This window comes from Streptomyces sp. LBL (assembly GCF_029893585.1).
Classification (GTDB): Bacteria; Actinomycetota; Actinomycetes; order Streptomycetales; family Streptomycetaceae; genus Streptomyces.
In genome coordinates this window covers 149,727-165,473 of sequence record NZ_JARXYX010000010.1, presented here as the reverse complement: position 1 = coordinate 165,473, position 15,747 = coordinate 149,727, and the positions used below count along the sequence as shown (strand labels likewise).

15 protein-coding genes, 1 tRNA gene and 1 pseudogene are annotated in these 15,747 nt (G+C 68.3%); 6 read left to right on the top strand and 11 right to left on the bottom strand.

The genetic code is table 11. The features are described 5' to 3' along the window. Positions 1 to 349 precede the first annotated feature (349 nt). Positions 350 to 1,390: a restriction endonuclease gene (locus M2271_RS14730; protein WP_280887632.1), complete on the top strand. Its 1,041-nt coding sequence runs from the start codon at positions 350 to 352 to the stop codon at positions 1,388 to 1,390. Between the two features lie 98 nt (positions 1,391 to 1,488). Here the strand turns inward: M2271_RS14730 and M2271_RS14725 are convergent, their stop codons facing one another. The 6 genes from M2271_RS14725 to M2271_RS14700 are packed head-to-tail and all read right to left on the bottom strand — an operon-like array spanning position 1,489 to position 5,816. After that, the gene (locus M2271_RS14725; protein WP_280887631.1) at positions 1,489 to 2,256 is read right to left on the bottom strand and encodes a class E sortase; all 768 of its coding nucleotides are present in this window, start codon (positions 2,254 to 2,256) and stop codon (positions 1,489 to 1,491) included. A gap of 6 nt (positions 2,257 to 2,262) precedes the next feature. Beyond that, complete coding sequence (locus M2271_RS14720) at positions 2,263 to 3,447, bottom strand: class E sortase (RefSeq protein ID WP_280887630.1); 1,185 nt, start codon at positions 3,445 to 3,447, stop codon at positions 2,263 to 2,265. Further along, complete coding sequence (locus tag M2271_RS14715) at positions 3,444 to 4,082, bottom strand: aminodeoxychorismate/anthranilate synthase component II (RefSeq protein ID WP_280887629.1); 639 nt, start codon at positions 4,080 to 4,082, stop codon at positions 3,444 to 3,446. Before M2271_RS14715 ends, M2271_RS14720 begins: the two co-directional genes overlap by 4 nt. Further along, a complete protein-coding gene (locus M2271_RS14710; protein WP_280887723.1) occupies positions 4,079 to 4,288 on the bottom strand; it encodes a hypothetical protein in 210 nt (69 codons plus the stop codon). Before M2271_RS14710 ends, M2271_RS14715 begins: the two co-directional genes overlap by 4 nt. Before the next feature lie 4 nt (positions 4,289 to 4,292). Next, positions 4,293 to 5,015: a class E sortase gene (locus M2271_RS14705; RefSeq protein ID WP_280887628.1), complete on the bottom strand. Its 723-nt coding sequence runs from the start codon at positions 5,013 to 5,015 to the stop codon at positions 4,293 to 4,295. Positions 5,016 to 5,036: 21 nt separating this feature from the next. After that, positions 5,037 to 5,816 carry a DUF881 domain-containing protein gene (locus M2271_RS14700; RefSeq protein ID WP_280887627.1) on the bottom strand — a complete coding sequence of 260 codons (780 nt, stop codon included), beginning with the start codon at positions 5,814 to 5,816 and terminating at the stop codon, positions 5,037 to 5,039. 138 nt (positions 5,817 to 5,954) lie between these two features. On the opposite strand from M2271_RS14700, the gene crgA reads away from it, so the two are divergent. Next, positions 5,955 to 6,209 (top strand): cell division protein CrgA, encoded by a 255-nt coding sequence (gene crgA, locus M2271_RS14695; RefSeq protein ID WP_189931486.1) that lies wholly within the window; start codon positions 5,955 to 5,957, stop codon positions 6,207 to 6,209. A 280-nt stretch (positions 6,210 to 6,489) separates the two neighbouring features. On the opposite strand, the gene M2271_RS14690 is transcribed toward crgA, so the two are convergent. Beyond that, entirely contained in the window at positions 6,490 to 7,377 is an 888-nt protein-coding gene (locus M2271_RS14690) for a rhomboid family intramembrane serine protease (RefSeq protein WP_280887626.1), read from the bottom strand. 87 nt (positions 7,378 to 7,464) lie between these two features. Beyond that, positions 7,465 to 7,992: a peptidylprolyl isomerase gene (locus tag M2271_RS14685; protein WP_280887625.1), complete on the bottom strand. Its 528-nt coding sequence runs from the start codon at positions 7,990 to 7,992 to the stop codon at positions 7,465 to 7,467. A 361-nt stretch (positions 7,993 to 8,353) separates the two neighbouring features. On the opposite strand from M2271_RS14685, the gene M2271_RS14680 reads away from it, so the two are divergent. Continuing rightward, positions 8,354 to 9,067, top strand: a complete 714-nt coding sequence (locus M2271_RS14680) for a DUF5324 family protein (RefSeq protein WP_280887624.1) — start codon at positions 8,354 to 8,356, stop codon at positions 9,065 to 9,067. A 288-nt stretch (positions 9,068 to 9,355) separates the two neighbouring features. Here M2271_RS14680 and M2271_RS14675 read toward each other — a convergent pair. Continuing rightward, positions 9,356 to 9,428, bottom strand: a tRNA-Ala gene (locus tag M2271_RS14675). Between the two features lie 180 nt (positions 9,429 to 9,608). Between M2271_RS14675 and M2271_RS14670 the strand changes: the two genes are divergently transcribed. Both M2271_RS14670 and M2271_RS14665 read left to right on the top strand, forming a co-directional pair. Beyond that, positions 9,609 to 10,157: a DNA-binding protein gene (locus M2271_RS14670; protein WP_280887623.1), complete on the top strand. Its 549-nt coding sequence runs from the start codon at positions 9,609 to 9,611 to the stop codon at positions 10,155 to 10,157. Positions 10,158 to 10,358: 201 nt separating this feature from the next. Beyond that, positions 10,359 to 11,258: pseudogene (locus M2271_RS14665) on the top strand (serine/threonine-protein kinase); the annotation flags it as partial. Between the two features lie 1,623 nt (positions 11,259 to 12,881). On the opposite strand, the gene M2271_RS14660 reads toward M2271_RS14665, so the two are convergent. Then, a complete protein-coding gene (locus tag M2271_RS14660) occupies positions 12,882 to 14,180 on the bottom strand; it encodes a hypothetical protein (protein WP_280887622.1) in 1,299 nt (432 codons plus the stop codon). Between the two features lie 440 nt (positions 14,181 to 14,620). Continuing rightward, complete coding sequence (locus M2271_RS14655) at positions 14,621 to 14,749, bottom strand: DLW-39 family protein (protein WP_003999697.1); 129 nt, start codon at positions 14,747 to 14,749, stop codon at positions 14,621 to 14,623. A 338-nt stretch (positions 14,750 to 15,087) separates the two neighbouring features. Here M2271_RS14655 and M2271_RS14650 point away from each other — a divergent pair, with 338 nt between their 5' ends. Continuing rightward, positions 15,088 to 15,612 carry a DUF6344 domain-containing protein gene (locus M2271_RS14650; protein WP_280887621.1) on the top strand — a complete coding sequence of 175 codons (525 nt, stop codon included), beginning with the start codon at positions 15,088 to 15,090 and terminating at the stop codon, positions 15,610 to 15,612. Positions 15,613 to 15,747 lie beyond the last annotated feature (135 nt).

Sequence of the window (15,747 nt, the reverse complement as noted above, 5' to 3'; positions counted from 1 at the left end):
GCCCGCACACAGGACTGACGCCACGTCCGCCCTGGCACGGGAAAAGCCCCAGCACCTGTTCACAGGGTGCCGGGGCTTTTCCCATGGTCGTCTCGCAACGGTTTACCGACCGGCGCGGGACGTATTCCACATAGCGAATTCCCTCCCCGGCTGCACTGATCCGAGAGCCACCTCAGGCGTCTGACCCGTCAGCCCACGCCGGTGCCGGAACACTCCACCCACTCCTCCGCATAGATGTACGCACATCGATCGTGTCTTCATATGTGACGACTCGTTGATCGGGTGGGGTGGGGCGTCTGAGCTCTGCCCTGACCGCACGGCCACCACGCCACGAACGGAAGGGCAGAACGTGATCAACGAATCGGCGCTGCTGGAATCGAAGAGCCTGCGCGGCAGCGTGCTGGAACGCACGGAAGTACTCGACAGGGTCAAGGCGCTGTCGCTGTTGCCGGACGGGATGCATGTGACGACGGCGATGGTGGCGGCGTACTTCGGGGTCACTGTTGAGGCGATCCGTCAGCTCAAAACACGGCACCACGAGGAACTGTCGTGCAAGGGAATGATGACGCTCCAGGGCGCTGACCTCGCAGAATTTAAGCGTGACGTCCTGTCACGCTTTCCCGGAAGTTATCCACAGCCTCGGTCGAGCCTCACGCTCTACCCTCGCCGCGCCGTCCTCAACATCGCCATGCTCCTCCGCGACAGCGAAGTCGCACGTCAGGTACGTGTGTACCTCCTCGACATGGAGTACCTGGCACGCACACGGCCTGTGGAAAACCCAGCCCCCACTGACGTCGTCTCCCTCGACGACCGAATGGACCAACGCATTACTCACATCCTCGGCAAGACAGTCGTCCCCATGGTCAACGCCCTGATCGAAACGTCAGGCGAACACCGCCGCGAACTCATCGAGCTGCGCGAAGACATCGAGAACGTCGAACGCAAACTGTGCTGGCACCACCAGCGGATCAGCAGCCTGGAAGGAGAAGCAACGACGGACCACGTGCGGGCCTCGATCAAGGCCATGACCTGGAAGGCGTTCGAGCATCACGTCGCTGACCTGCTGCGCCGGGACGGTTGCACGGACGTCGTCGTGCGTCAGGCCCGCACCGACCGAGGCATCGACATCACCGCACGCCACGCCGACGGACGAACCGTTGCCGTCCAGTGCAAGAACCGAAGCGGCCGCTGGTCCGTCCCGAGCGCCGACATGCAGAAGTTCGCCGGCGCCGCACGCGCCATCGGCCGTATGGATGTCGCCCTGTTCGTCGCCACCTGCAACTTCAGCAGCGAAGCTCAGGCAATCGCTGATCTCAGCGGTGTCGTCACCGTGAACCGCGACGAGTTGGAACAGTGGAGCGCCGGAGTGCGTCTCAAGACGCTGCGATAGGCCCAGCAACAAGACGGCCCGAAGCCGCAAGAGCTAGTTGCGGCTTCGGGCCTCGGCCATGCTAGATGACTGAGTTACTCCCAGAAACTCAGTCCACCTCACCCCAGTTCCTTCGGCACCGTCCGCTCACTGTCCACCTTCTCCACCCGCTCCAACTCGCCCCACACCACATACCGATAGCGGGACGTGAAAACAGGCGTGCAGGTCGTCAGGGTGATGTACTTGCCGGCCTTCTTCTTCCCCGACTCCTTGGGGATCGCCGAGAGGACCTTGACGTTGTACTTCGAGGTCTCCGGAAGGATCGCGTAGACCTTGTAGACGTACCACTTGTCCTTCGTCTCGAAGACGACCGGGTCGCCCTTCTTCATCTTGTCTATGTTGTGGAACTTCGCCCCGTGGCCGTCCCTGTGCGCGGCCAGTGTGAAGTTGCCGTTCTTGCCCGCCATGGGCAGCGTCGCCTTGGCCGGGTCGGTGTAATAGCCGGCGACACCGTCGTTGAGGACCTTCGACGAGGTGCCCTTCTCGACCAGGACCTCGCCGTTCTTCATCGCGGGCACGTGCAGGAAGCCGATGCCGGCCCCCGTGTCCAGCGCACCGGGCCCCGGGGCCTTCTGGGCGGCCCAGTTGTCCCGGACCTTGTCGCCCTGCTGGTCCGCCTTGCGGTCGGCGACGACGTTCGTCCACCACAGGGAGTAGACGACGAACAGGCCCAGCACCAGGCCCGCAGTAATGAGGAGTTCGCCGAAAACGCTGACCGCCATGGCGATACGGCCGGTGCCGCGGCGGCGTGCCGAGAGAGGCGCGGACGCGGACCCGCCGGAGTGCTCTTGGTGCTCGGTATCGTCGGTGGTCGCTGCCACGTTCATCTGCCCTTACTGGACGAGCGCATCCGGCTTGCCCTTGCTGCGCGGCCGTTCCTCGACCATCTTGCCCCAGACGATCAACCGGTACTTGCTGGTGAACTCCGGCGTGCACGTGGTGAGCGTGATGTAGCGGCCGGGCCCGGTGAAGCTGGACCCCTTGGGGACGGGGTCGATGACGCTCGTGTTGCTCGGAGACGTCACGGGCAGCACCGACGCCATCTTGTAGACGTAGTACTTGTCCTGCGTCTCCACGACGATCGGGTCACCCGCCGTGAGCTTGTTGACGTACCGGAACGGCTCCCCGTGCGTGTTGCGGTGACCCGCCAGCGCGAAGTTGCCGGTCTTCGCGTCAGGCATCGCCGTCTTCAGCTTGCCCTCGGCGTAATGGCCGACCATGCCCCGGTCGAGGACCTTCTTGTTGCTGACGCCCTCGGCGATCGGCACGACCACGTCGAGCTTGGGGATGTGCAGGATGGCGAACCCCTGCCCCGGCGCGAAGGTGCCCGGATTGCGCTGCCCGCTCGCCCAGCCGTTCTGGAGGCTGCTCGTCTCCTTGTCCGCCTGCGCGTGCGCCCGGACGTTCGTCCACCACAGCTGGTAACTGACGAAGAGCAGCATCAGCACACCGGTGGTGATGAACACCTCACCGATCGCCCGACTGGCGACGACGGCCGGGCTGGCCTTGCGGGCCCGCTCCTGTTTGCGCGCCTCGACCCGGGAGAGCGCTCTGCCCCCCTCCGGTGTCTGCGCCGACTCCGGCTCCGGCGATGTGCCGCCGTGACGCCCGTGGCGGCCCTTGGCGGCCTTTCTGCGGGCCGCACGCCCGCCCGAGGTGGTTCCTGTGGCAGGGGAGGCGGATGAGGCGTCAGAGTCGGACAACGACTCGCCGCCGACCGGCCGCGCCGACGGCTCGGGTATCCGCAGCGCCACCGTCTCGTCGTCGAGGGGCCGCGGCGCGTACGACGTCGACTGCGTAGCCGGGTCACCGGCAGACTCGACACCGGCAGAGGCGTACGTTGCCGGGTCACCGGCAGACGCGTACACCGCCGAGTCGAGGGGCGCCTCGTACGCCGCCTGATCGAGGGGTGGTTCGTACGCCGCCGCGTCGACGGGGACCTCGTAGGGCCCCGAGCCGTACGACTCGTACGGCGCACCACCGTACGAGTCCTCGCGCTCGGGGCGCAGCGCGGTCACGCCGTGGCCCTGCCCACCACCGGGGCGAGCCCCGCCGACCTCGCCACCGCGCCCTGGTCGCCGCACTCCACCAGCCAGTTGGCCAGCATCCGGTGGCCGTGCTCGGTCAGCACCGACTCGGGGTGGAACTGCACGCCCTCGACGGGCAGCTCACGGTGGCGCAGACCCATCACGATGCCGTCGTGCGTGCGGGCAGTGACCTCCAGCTCGGCCGGGACGGTCGCCGGCTCGGCCGCCAGCGAGTGGTACCGGGTGGCCGTGAAGGGGCTGGGCAGGCCGGTGAAGACTCCCGTGCTCCCGTGCTCGACCAGCGAGGTCTTGCCGTGCAGCAGCTCGGGCGCGCGGCCCACCACACCGCCGTACGCCACCTGCATCGACTGCATGCCGAGGCAGACGCCGAAGACGGGCACGCCGGTCGTGGCGCAGTGGCGCACCATCTCGACGCAGACGCCGGCCTCCTCGGGAGTACCGGGGCCCGGGGACAGCAGGACACCGTCGAAGCCGTCCTGGGCGTGCGCCGTCGACACCTCGTCGTTGCGCAGCACCTCGCACTCGGCGCCGAGCTGGTAGAGGTACTGGACCAGGTTGAAAACGAAGCTGTCGTAGTTGTCGACGACGAGAATCCGCGCAGTCACTGGTTGTCCACCGTCACATCGTTGAAGGGAAGCAGCGGTTCGGCCCACGGAAAGACGTACTGGAACAAGGCATAGACCACGGCTGCGACCAACACGAGCGAGATGAGTGCCTTCACCCATGCGTTCCCCGGCAGATGCCGCCAGATAAAGCCGTACATGCCGTCCCTTCCGTCGCACCACGGCACCAGACTCTCGCCGTACCGCACCAGACTAACGGCGCAGAGCCGGTGGTTTCCCGGACTCCACAGGCTGTGTGGAGTCCAGGTGCGCCCAGACGATCAGCCGGTGGCTGTGCCCCCACTCCGGATCACACGTGGTCAGTGTGAGGTAGCGGCCCGGACGCGTATACCCCGACTTACGTGGCACAGGGTCGATCACCTCGATGTCCGAGGGCACGGTTTTGTAAGGGCCTTTGTCGATCCGATACGTGAACCAGGTCGTCCCGTCCGTCAGCACCACCGCGTCCCCGCGCCGCAGCCGGGGAAAGTCCTTGAAGGGATCGCCGTACGTACGCCGGTGACCGGCGACCGCGAAGTTGCCCTTCTGCCCGAGGCGCGCGGTGTTGGCATAGCGGCCGAGGCCCTTTTTCAGGGTCGCGGTGGCGGTGTTCTCCAGCACCGGCTTGTTCCACGTGAAACCAAGCCGCGGGATGTACATGATCGCGAAGGGCTTCCCGCTCGTGTACGGCGTAGGCGGCACCGGCATCGCCGACGGCGACGGAGCTTCGGAGGCACCGGTCGCACCGGTCGCACCGGGCTCGGGCGTGGGCCGCAGAGTCCCCTCGGACCACTGCTCCTGGAGCTGGTCGATCTGGTCGTCCATGACGTGGTCGGCCTTCACACCGGTCCAGAACAGCACATAGACGACGAACAGCACGATCAGGGCGCCCGCGGTGATACAGAGCTCACTGAGCGTCCTGACGATCACCCGCACCGACACAGGGCCCCCCGGCGGCTACTCCACAGGCTTCGCGTACTGCAGATCCACTGTGCCCGAGTAGCCGGGCAGAGTCACCCGTCCGTCCTCCTCGACTTTCCAGCCGAGCCCGTAGACGTTGACGTAGACCATGTAGTTCTGGATCGCCGGGGACGCGGTGAGCGTCTTCCTCAGCTTCTCCGGGTCACCGACCGCCGTGATCTTGTACGGGGGTGAATAGACACGGCCCTGGAGGATCAGGGTGTTGCCCACGCAGCGCACAGCACTGGTGGAGATCAGCCGCTGGTCCATGACCTTGATGCCCTGGGCGCCGCCCTTCCACAGGGCGTTCACCACCGCCTGGAGGTCCTGTTGGTGGATGACCAGGTAGTCGGGCTGCGGCTCGGGATAGCCGGGGAGCTTGGCGGTGGCGTTCGGCGGGGCGTCGTTGAGGGTCACCGAGAGCGCCTTCCCCGTGAGCTTCTGCGTGCCCGCGTTCCGCTCCAGGGCCGCCAGTTTGGCGTCCTCGGCCTTGGTGCTGCCGTCGTCCCGCTCGGCGAGCGACTCGATGTCGTGGCGCAGAGTCGCGTTGGACTCGTCCTGCTCCCCGTTCTTGCGACTGCGCTCCTGGATGAGGTCCGACAGCTTCAGAAGGGACGTGTCCGTCCGGATATTGGTGCCCTTGGCCGTATTGAAGCTGGTGAAGAAAATGAGCCCCGCGAGAGCGAAGACGCCCGCTGTGAGCACCCGCACCGGCCGGAAACCTCGTCGGCGGGCAGGACTGGATCCCGTCCCGGGGGAGTCGGCAGAATTGCTCAACGTACCCTTATCTCCTTCGGCACCGCGGAAGCACTACGCTAACGGACGCCCGGGGGAGCGCTAAGGGTCCCCTTGTACGCTGCCTCGGAGCCCACGTTCCCTGCGCGGCCACGCAGCGCATCGACAGGAGAGACCCTCGTGCCGAAGTCACGTATCCGCAAGAAGGCCGACTACACGCCGCCGCCGGCGAAGCAGGCGACCGCCATCAAACTGAACAGCCGAGCATGGGTAGCACCCGTGATGCTGGCCATGTTCCTCATCGGCCTGGCCTGGATCGTCGTCTTCTATGTGACCGACGGTTCGCTGCCCATCGACCAGCTGGGCAACTGGAACATCGTGGTGGGCTTCGGCTTCATCGCCGCCGGATTCGGTGTCTCGACACAGTGGAAGTAGCGGCCACGGGCAGGTGAACACACCTCTGCCCAGGGCTATCCACTGAGTTATCCACAGCCACTATCCACACGGTGGGGAAAAGAAACGACGATCTGTGGATAACTCCTCGGGCGTTGACGCCGGTATGACTGACTGACCGGCAATCGAAAGCCCGTTCGCCCCCTGCCTGACCTGCGGAAACATGGGTCGACGGCAGGGGGCGCAGCTGTGTCCGCACGGTATGCACAAGATCCGGCACACGCTGTGGACAACAGGCCGCTCACGTGGCCCTCGGTGCGACTCAGGTGAGCTGGGCCGTCCTCAGCAGCGTCATGATCACTAGGGCGGCGAGGACGGCCGCACAGGTGCCGTACTGGATCAGCGCGCGGCGCTCGCGGGGAGCGTGCACCATGGCGTATCCGGTGATCACGCCTGCGACCAGGCCGCCGATGTGGGCCTGCCAGGAGATGTTGAACCCGGGGTTGAAGGTGAAGATCAGGTTGATCACCAGCAGGGCGATGATCGGCCGCATGTCGTAGTTGCGGCGGCGCATCAGGACGGCTGTGGCGCCGAAGAGACCGAAAATGGCTCCGGAGGCGCCCAGTGTGGCCGTGCTCGGGGATGCAAGGAGATAGGCGAGGGTGCTGCCTGCGAGGCCTGAGACGAAGTAGACCGTGAGATAGCGCGCCCGGCCCAGGGCTGCTTCCAGGGGTCCGCCGAGCCACCACAGGCTGAGCATGTTGAACCCGATGTGCCAGTACTCCTGGTGCGTGAACATCGAGGTCACCAGGCGGTACCACTCGCCGTCGGCGACGCCCTCGGTCGGGGCGAAGGGCGCCGGGGGCCAGGCACCGACCAGCCACAGGTCGTTCAGGAGCGACGGGGAGGCCTTGACCGCGATGAACACCGCGAGGTTGATGCCGATGAGGATCTTGGTGAACAGGCGGGGATCGGCCACTACCGTGCCGCCGGCGAGGGTCCGGGGCTGGGCAGCGGTGGCGGCGTGGCCCGTGCCGGAAGCGTCGCGGACGCAGTCGGGGCACTGGAAGCCGACGGAGGCGCTGACCATGCACTCCGGGCAGATCGGACGCTCGCAGCGGGTGCAGCGGATGCCGGTCTCGCGGTCCGGGTGCCGGTAGCAGCCGGGCAGGCTCTGGGCACCCTGCGAACTGCTTGCCGCCTGGTCCATGACATCCCCTAAGTCGTCGTACGCACATGCACTCGCCCCGCCCATCCTTACGGATGAGCGGGGCGATTGGTTCCTCGTGGGCCGGCCCTATCGGGTCTCGATGACGACCGACTCGATGACGACGTCGTTGACCGGGCGATCGTTGGGCCGGGTCGTGGGGACGGTGGCGATGGCGTCCACGACCTTCTGGCTGGCCGGATCGGTGACCTCGCCGAAGATGGTGTGCTTGCGGGTCAGCCAGGCCGTCGGGGAGACGGTGATGAAGAACTGCGAGCCGTTGGTGCCCGGGCCGGCATTGGCCATGGCCAGGAGGTAGGGCTTGTTGAAGGAGAGATCGGGGTGGAACTCGTCCCCGAACTCGTAGCCCGGGCCGCCGATGCCGGTGCCCAGCGGGTCACCGCCCTGGATCATGAAGCCGCTGATGACCCGGTGGAAGACCGTGCCGTCGTAGAGCTTCTCGGAGGACTTCTCGCCGGTGGCCGGGTGGGTCCACTCGCGCTCGCCCTGAGCGAGTTCGACGAAGTTCCGGACCGTCTTGGGGGTGTGGTTCGGCAGGAGCCGGACTTCGATGTCCCCGTGGTTCGTCTTCAGGGTGGCGTAAAGCTGCTCGGCCACGATCTGCCTTCCGTTGTCTTTTGTACCCCACGGATCCTTGCACGGTTCATGTCGTGCGTCGCCCGACGCCCGCCCGTACGTCCGGCTTCAACGGTTTGGCTTGCAGAAATCCGGCGAGTGACTCCGGTCCGGAGGCGCGGCGCGACGATCCGTGGCATTGTCGACGACAAGCTCCTGTTGTCCTGTATTCATCCGCTGTTGCCCGCGATTGGATCTTGAAAAGCTCCTGATCGGAGGTGGCCCGGGGTCAGTCGTCATGACCCGGATGCCCGCCCTCACATGCCCAGTATTGCCCGGACAGGCATGATCCGTAAAAGGGGGGAAAGTCGAAATACCGTACGCCACGGAGGAGGAGGAACCTGTGACCCGCATCGACAGCGTGCGCGCCGCGACCGGCTCGGCGAAGGGCAGCGTGCTGCACGCCGCGGAAGTGGTGGCACCCTTCGCCGACACAGCCAAGGACAGGGCCGCGCACTACACGCACGAGGCACGCGTACGGCTCGCGCCGAAGGTGACGCAGGCCGCCGAACAGGCCCGCGTCCAGTACGACGCCTACGTGGCGCCGCGTCTGGACCAGGCCCGCTCGCAGGCTCTCGCCCATGTCCCGCCGAAGGTCGACCATGCCGCACACGAGGCCGCCGCACGTACCCGCAAGGCCGCCAAGCAGGCCGCCGACTACTCCAGGCCAAGGCTTGAGCAGGCGGTGGCCTCGGCCGGACCCGTCCGGGACGAGGCGGCCGCCCGTAGCGCCGCCGCTCTGGCCGCCCTGCGCGGTCAGGTCTCGCCGAAGGAGATTCAGAAGCTGATCCGCAAGCAGCAACGGCGGGCGCGGGCCGGTCGGCTCGCGAAGGCGCTGGCCATTGCGGGCATCGTCGCCGGTGGCGCCTTCACAGCGTGGAAGTGGTGGGACAAGCAGGCCAATCCTGACTGGCTGGTCGAACCGCCCGCCGCGACGGAGGTTCCCGAAGCGAGCCGGCTGACCTCCGTGGACGGCAGTGGCCAGTCCGACCTCGACCCCGAGGTCCAGGCCAAGCAGGCCGACGAGGAGGCCACCCACCGCGACGAAGGGCACTGACGTTCCGCCGAGCCGTCGGCCATGCCGTGGGGCAGGAGACCTTGAAGTCTGACCTTGAGGCCTCCTGCCCCACGGCATGGCGGTAAAGGGACAGTTTCATGTGAAACGCGGCGAAACGGGGGCAGAGCCGCAGGGTTTCACGTGAAACAGAAGGAGTCTCCCTGCGAAATCGGGCGCCGGGGCGTGGACACCCGGCCCGAACTCCCGCCGCCGTATGGGCTGTTGCTCGCCCGCAGCGCACAAAAAACCCCTCCACCAGCGTTTCCGCAGGTGGAGGGGTTGCGTGCGTGGAGCCTAGGGGAGTCGAACCCCTGACATCTGCCATGCAAAGACAGCGCTCTACCAACTGAGCTAAGGCCCCGAAGACGGACGTCCGCCGGAAGAACCGGGTACCGGTGGGCGTCGCAGACCAGAGTACCGGGTCACCCCCGGGATTCCGCAAAAAGATTGGGGGTCCCCGCCGACGACCACTCTCCGTAAGATGCTCCGCGTGGTTCGCTACCGCGAACCGCGGTTTTTGGGGAAGCGATGGGGAGACGCAATGGACGCCGCACAGCAGGAAGCGACCGCAAGAGCGCGGGAACTGCAGCGGAATTGGTACGGGGAGCCGCTGGGGGCGCTCTTCCGTAAGCTCATCGACGATCTTGGCCTCAACCAGGCTCGTCTCGCGGGGGTGCTGGGACTGTCGGCACCGATGCTGTCACAGCTGATGAGCGGTCAGCGGGCAAAGATCGGCAACCCCGCAGTGGTCCAGCGCGTGCAGCTGCTGCAGGACCTGGCGGGGCAGGTCGCGGACGGCAGCGTCAGCGCGGCCGAGGCGACCGACCGCATGGAAGAGATCAAGAAGTCGCAGGGGGGCTCGGTACTCAACAACACCACGCAGACAACGAGCAGTTCGGGAGCGCCCACGGTCAAGCGGGTCGTCCGCGAGATCCAGTCGCTGCTGCGCTCGGTCGCGGCCGCGGGAGACATCATCGATGCGGCCGACACCCTCGCCCCGACCCACCCGGAACTGGCAGAGTTCCTCCGGGTGTACGGCGCCGGCCGCACCTCCGACGCCGTCGCGCACTACCAGTCCCACCAGAGCTGAACCCGCGTCCCGGTCACCGAAGGGGTTCGGCAGCCGGGCCGACGGTAAGAGGAGACACGAGGGGGGCGTGACGCTCGTCGGGGGAGACACATGGGGGTGTGTCACTCACCGGCGACGGCACGGGAGGGGTCGTATCCCTCCTCAAGGGGGAAGCAAGGGGGGTAACGGGGGAAACCGAAGGGGGAGGAGCGACGCACAGCCATGGGTGAGGTCTTCGCCGGACGATACGAACTGGTCGACCCGATCGGGCGCGGTGGCGTCGGCGCCGTCTGGCGTGCCTGGGACCACCGCCGCCGACGCTATGTGGCCGCCAAGGTTCTCCAACAGCGCGACGCTCACTCGCTGTTGCGCTTCGTCCGCGAACAGGCGCTGCGGATCGACCACCCCCATGTGCTCGCGCCCGCCAGCTGGGCCGCCGACGACGACAAGGTCCTGTTCACCATGGACCTGGTCGCCGGTGGCTCTCTGGTCCACCTCGTCGGCGACTACGGCCCCCTGCCTCCCCCCTTCGTCTGCATCCTGCTCGACCAGCTCCTGGCCGGGCTGGCCGCGGTACACGCGGAAGGCGTGGTCCACCGTGACATCAAGCCCGCCAACATCCTGCTGGAGGCCACCGGTACGGGTCGGCCCCGGCTGCGGCTGTCCGACTTCGGCATCGCGATGCGGCTGGGCGAACCACGGCTGACGGAGACCAACCTCGTGGTCGGAACGCCCGGTTACATCGCCCCCGAGCAGATGATGGGCGCGGAGCCGGACTTCCCCGCGGACCTGTTCGCCGTGGGACTCGTCGCGCTGTATCTGCTGGAGGGCGCCAAGCCGGACGCCAAGGCCCTCGTGCAGTACTTCGCCGCTCACGGCACCCCCAGCGCGCCCCAGAGCGTCCCCGAGCCGCTCTGGCAGGTCATCGCGTCGATGCTCCAGCCGGATCCCCAGGCCCGCTTCCGCACGGTCACGGGGACACGCAAGGCGCTCGCATCCGCCGTGGAGCTGCTCCCGGATCCCGCCCCCGACGACGAACTGATCGAAATCTTCGACCAGCTAGGCCCGCTCCCCCCGGGCTTCGCCCCCGAAGGGCCCCTCAAACAGGCACCGGGAGTGGAGCCAGGGCAGACGAGTTCTGTGACGAGACCTTCCCGGCCGGGGCAGGAAGACGGGGAAGAAGGTCTCGCGGGCAAAATTCCCGAGGCCGGGGTCCCGGGGTTCCAGGTTCCCGGGTCCGGAATCGCCGAGGGAGGCGGCAGGGAAGGAAACGGCGGGAGGGCCGACGGAGGAGAAGAGGGAGAAGGCTGGGCAGGCGGATACGGGAGCCGAGGCGGGGGCGGCGCCGGTGGGGGCGTAGGAGGCCGAGACGGCAACGGAGGTAGCGGAGGCGGAGGGCGGGACGGAGGCGGAGGGCGAGACGGAGGCCGAGACGGAGGCGGAGGCCACCACAGCTTGCACCCCGGCCACGAGATGGCCTCTGGGCAGGGGAGCGACCTTACGGCGCCCCGGTCAGGTGTGGAGCAAAGTACGAGCCCCGGCGCGGAATCCCTGTCGGCGTGGCCCGGCTCGGTCGGCTCGGGCTCGAACTCGGCCGACTCCGGCGCGGGCCGCCTGGCCGACTCGGGCTGGGACGGCTTGGCCGAGCCCGGATCCGCCCGGGACGGCTCCGGCCCCGACCACCTGGCCGACTTCGGCCCCGACCATCCGGCCGGCTCGGGGTCGGCCCGGCTCGGGGTCGGCCCGGACCAAGTGGCTGGCTTCGGCGGGGGCGGTTGGGTGTCAGACGGCTCGGCGGGCTCGGTTCCCAACGAATCGGCGCCCGACGGCTCGGGCTCGCCCGGAGACAGTCGCCTCGCCCCCTCCGCCGGAAACGGCACCTGGCCGTCCGGCGCTGCCGAGTACGACTGGTCCGAGACAGGCGGCCCCAGCCCGTCCGGCTCGCCCTCGGGCGCCGTATCCGACGCAGGCCACGGCACCGGCCGAGGCCCGGAGCAGTACAACCCAGCACATCGCCGCACCAGCACCCCTGGTCATCCCGCCGGTGCCTCTGTCCACCCCTCGAACGCTGCCGTCCGCCCACCCGACGCTGCTCCCCTGCCCGCCGAAACCCCCGCAGTTCCGGCGCCTCCCTCGCAACCCCCCACCCCCACGCAGTCGACCACCATGTCGGACACCGGCAGCTTCCACCTCCCGCCGCCGCAGTCCACGACCTCCTCCGCCGGGCCCCCCGTCACACCCGCCACGCCCGTCACACCCACTCCAGAGCAGCAATACCCGCAGCCACAGCCACAGCCCCGCCAGAGGCGACCACGCCACGCGGCCCCGGCATCCCCCCACGACCCCACTCACGTGCTGTCCTCCCTCCAGCAGTCCGCACTCCAATACCCCGCTGAGCACTCATCGGCGCCGATACCGACACCGCCGCCGCACCGGAGCGCCGAACCCTCTACTGCTTCATACACCGCCCAGGTCCCGCGAGTTCCGTCTTCCGCGCGGGCAATGTCACGCTCGCACCGCCGCTCCGGCCCACCCGCCCAGGTGGCGATCACTCTTCTGCTCCTGGCGCTGGCCTGCTACGCCGTGGGCATCTGGGCCCTGACCCGCCTCTGAACGTTCCAGGCCCGACAACGCACCACCCCGCGCGCGCCGCGGACCGCAGCCCTCCCCCTCACCGCACCACCACCTCGCACGCCCACGCGCTCGCACCCGTGGCACCCGCGCACGCTCACACCAGCGCACGCCCTACCGGCCCGCCCCCGCGCCGCCATCCCTCCGCCGCCCCACCACCGTCCACACGCCGAGCCCCATCAGCAACGCAGTCCCGGTGCCGATCCCGCCCGCTGCGAGCAGCCTCATCGCGGTGTCGTCGCCCGCCGCACTTGCGTTCCCCGTAGTCGACGTCTCCCCGCCCAGCGCCGTGGTTCCGAAAACTCCCCGCGGCTCGGACTCCCCCACGTACTCAGGGCCGGCCGTTGCCGTGCCCGCGACCCGTACCCTCAGGGTCAGGTCGAAGGGCCCCTCCCCGAACCGGTCGGCCACCTGCTCCGAGAGGTGCACGACGAGGTAGTACGAGCCCGCGAACCGCATGCCGCTCACCCGGTCGGAGACGTCGTAACGGTTGGTGTAGGCGACCGGCGGCAAGGGCTTGAGCGCGGCCGCCCGCTGACTGCCGTCGTAGACCGTGCTCACGTCGTCGACGAAGCCGCGCGCGGGGTTGTAGAGAGACAGCACCAGCGCCCTGGACACGATGCCGTCCCCGTCGCCCGAACTGCCCAGCTCGGCAGTCACGTGGAGCTGCCGGCCCCAGTCCACGGGCACCGCGTAGAACAGCGTCTGTCCGGGCACGATGTCGTCGCGCCACACCCCCTGCTCCACGGATGTCGCCCCGGTGAAACCGGAGGCACCCGCGCGGGACACGGCTTCGCCCGTCACGGGTACGGGCGAGGCGGAGTTCCAGACCTCGGGCGCACTCGTCGCACCGGCCTCCTTGAGCCCCGGCTCCGACACCGTGGCGAGCTCCAGCCCCCACGTATCCGACGAGGAGCCCGCTCGATGGACGCGCTCGACGAGAACGTAGTACGCGCCGGCGTCCTGACACCTGGTCGACCCGGCGCGCGAGAAGTCGCGTGCGCCCAGGGCGGTAAGAGGGCGGGGCCGCCGGTCCGTGCCGAGGCTGGCGGTGTCGATGGAGCAGGAATGGCTGTTGGCGTCCTGGACGGACACCTTGATGCCGTCGGTCGCCGAAACCGTCGTACCGGAACCGGGCACGGCCGTGACGGAGACGTACACGTTCGACGAGGCGTCGAGATCGAGGCGGTAGTAGAGCCTGCCGTCGACCGGGAGGGAGCTTCGGTACGTCGTGCCGGGCGCCAGTGCGGTGGCGTCCCCGGTGCTCGTCGCGCCGTCGGCCACTCGGGCGTCCGCGTCGAAGCCGTAGGAGCCCCACGGTCCGGCTGCCTGCGCGGACGGCGTCCCTGACACCACCCCCGTCAGGCACAGCACCGCACCCACGACGGCGATCCGCCCGACGACGAGAGCCACCCGCCCGGAAACAGCGCGCAGGGCCCCCGAGGAACGGCCACCCCTGTAGCGCCTCCACCCCGTACGCCGCCCCATGACGCGCCACCCCACTCGTCGTCGCCCGGGCTGTTCGACCGCCTGAGCGTGTATTCGTGTGACCGTCGCCCATCCTGCCCCGACGGGTCACACCCCATCCGCGCATTCCGTACGAGCGTCCGAAACCCCTGCCACCAGACCGGCGACACCAGACCGGCACCCGAACGGCGCCAGACCAGCGCCAGACCGGCCCAGGTCAGCATCCGGCCCGACACCGGACGGCACCAGATCACCGTCACCCCTCCAGCGCCCGCCCCGTCACAGGACCGCCGCCCGCGCAACACAGAACCCGGGCAGCACGCCACCCGGGCAACACAAAACCCCGACCGCGAGGCGGCCGGGGTCTGTTCAGAATCGGTCGGTACTCACGAACCCGTGGGCACGGAGTCAGTCGCCTCCGTCCACAGATCCTGCTCGGCGCGATCCGCCTGGATCTGGCGGTACACGAGGAGCCCGCCGATGGCGGCCAGTGCGACCAGGAGAAGCTTCTTCACCGCGCGACCTCGTCTTTCCTTGACGTAGGGGACCTCTGGCGCCCGACTATACACACCGACCGATACCGATCGGTGACCTACGTCAGGCCCCAACTCCCCTCCGGCACACCGCAGTACAAACGGACCATTCGGCTCCGATCAGAGGGTGATCACACCCGTACAGACGGTGACTTTCTAGCTGCTCTCCTCCTGAATCCCCTGTTTTCGCCCTCATTACACCCATCCGAGTGGTGTTCATCGGAAGATCAACGCGCCACGGGCGTCGGTCCGCCGCTCCGCCGCGTCCATACACATCATGAGGAAAGTACGCAAATCACCCGACCCGAAAGTGAGGGACCATGGCCCAGAACAAGGTCATGAAACTGTGGACCGCCTTCGTCACCGCCTTCCTCGCGCTGTGCACGGCGCTCGGACTCATCACGACGTCCGCCGCCGCGGCCGTACCGCAGACCGGGACGCCCCGCAACAGCTCCACGAACGCGACGGCGCCCGTGCTGTCCCCCCGGTCCTCGCCCTGGTCCAACGTCAGGTCCTTGCCACCCACGATGAAACAGCGCATCCGCGCCGAGGCCCACAACAAGACCCCCAGCTGCCGCCATCGCTCACCCGTGGACCCGGACGCGCCCTCGGACACCGCCCCCCTGGAAGCCGGGGCCCAGGAAGCCGGGGCCCAGGACACCGCGCTTCCCAACACCGCCACCGCACAGACCACCACCCAGGCCCAGGACACCGCGCAGGCCACCACCCCCACCGCACAGACCACCACCCAGGCCCAGGACACCGCGCAGGCCACCACCCCGAACGCCGCGATCTGCGCACCGGCCGTGCCCGCGTCCGAGCTCCTCGCACCGCTCCAGCGTTGACGAACCACCGGCCGCACCGCAGCACCGCCGAATCGCCGCACCGCAGCACCGCCGAATCGCCGCACCGCAGCACCGCCGAATCGCCGCACCGCCGCAGCAAGCGCCACCGCTCTGCAGACGCCCTTCCACAGTCCC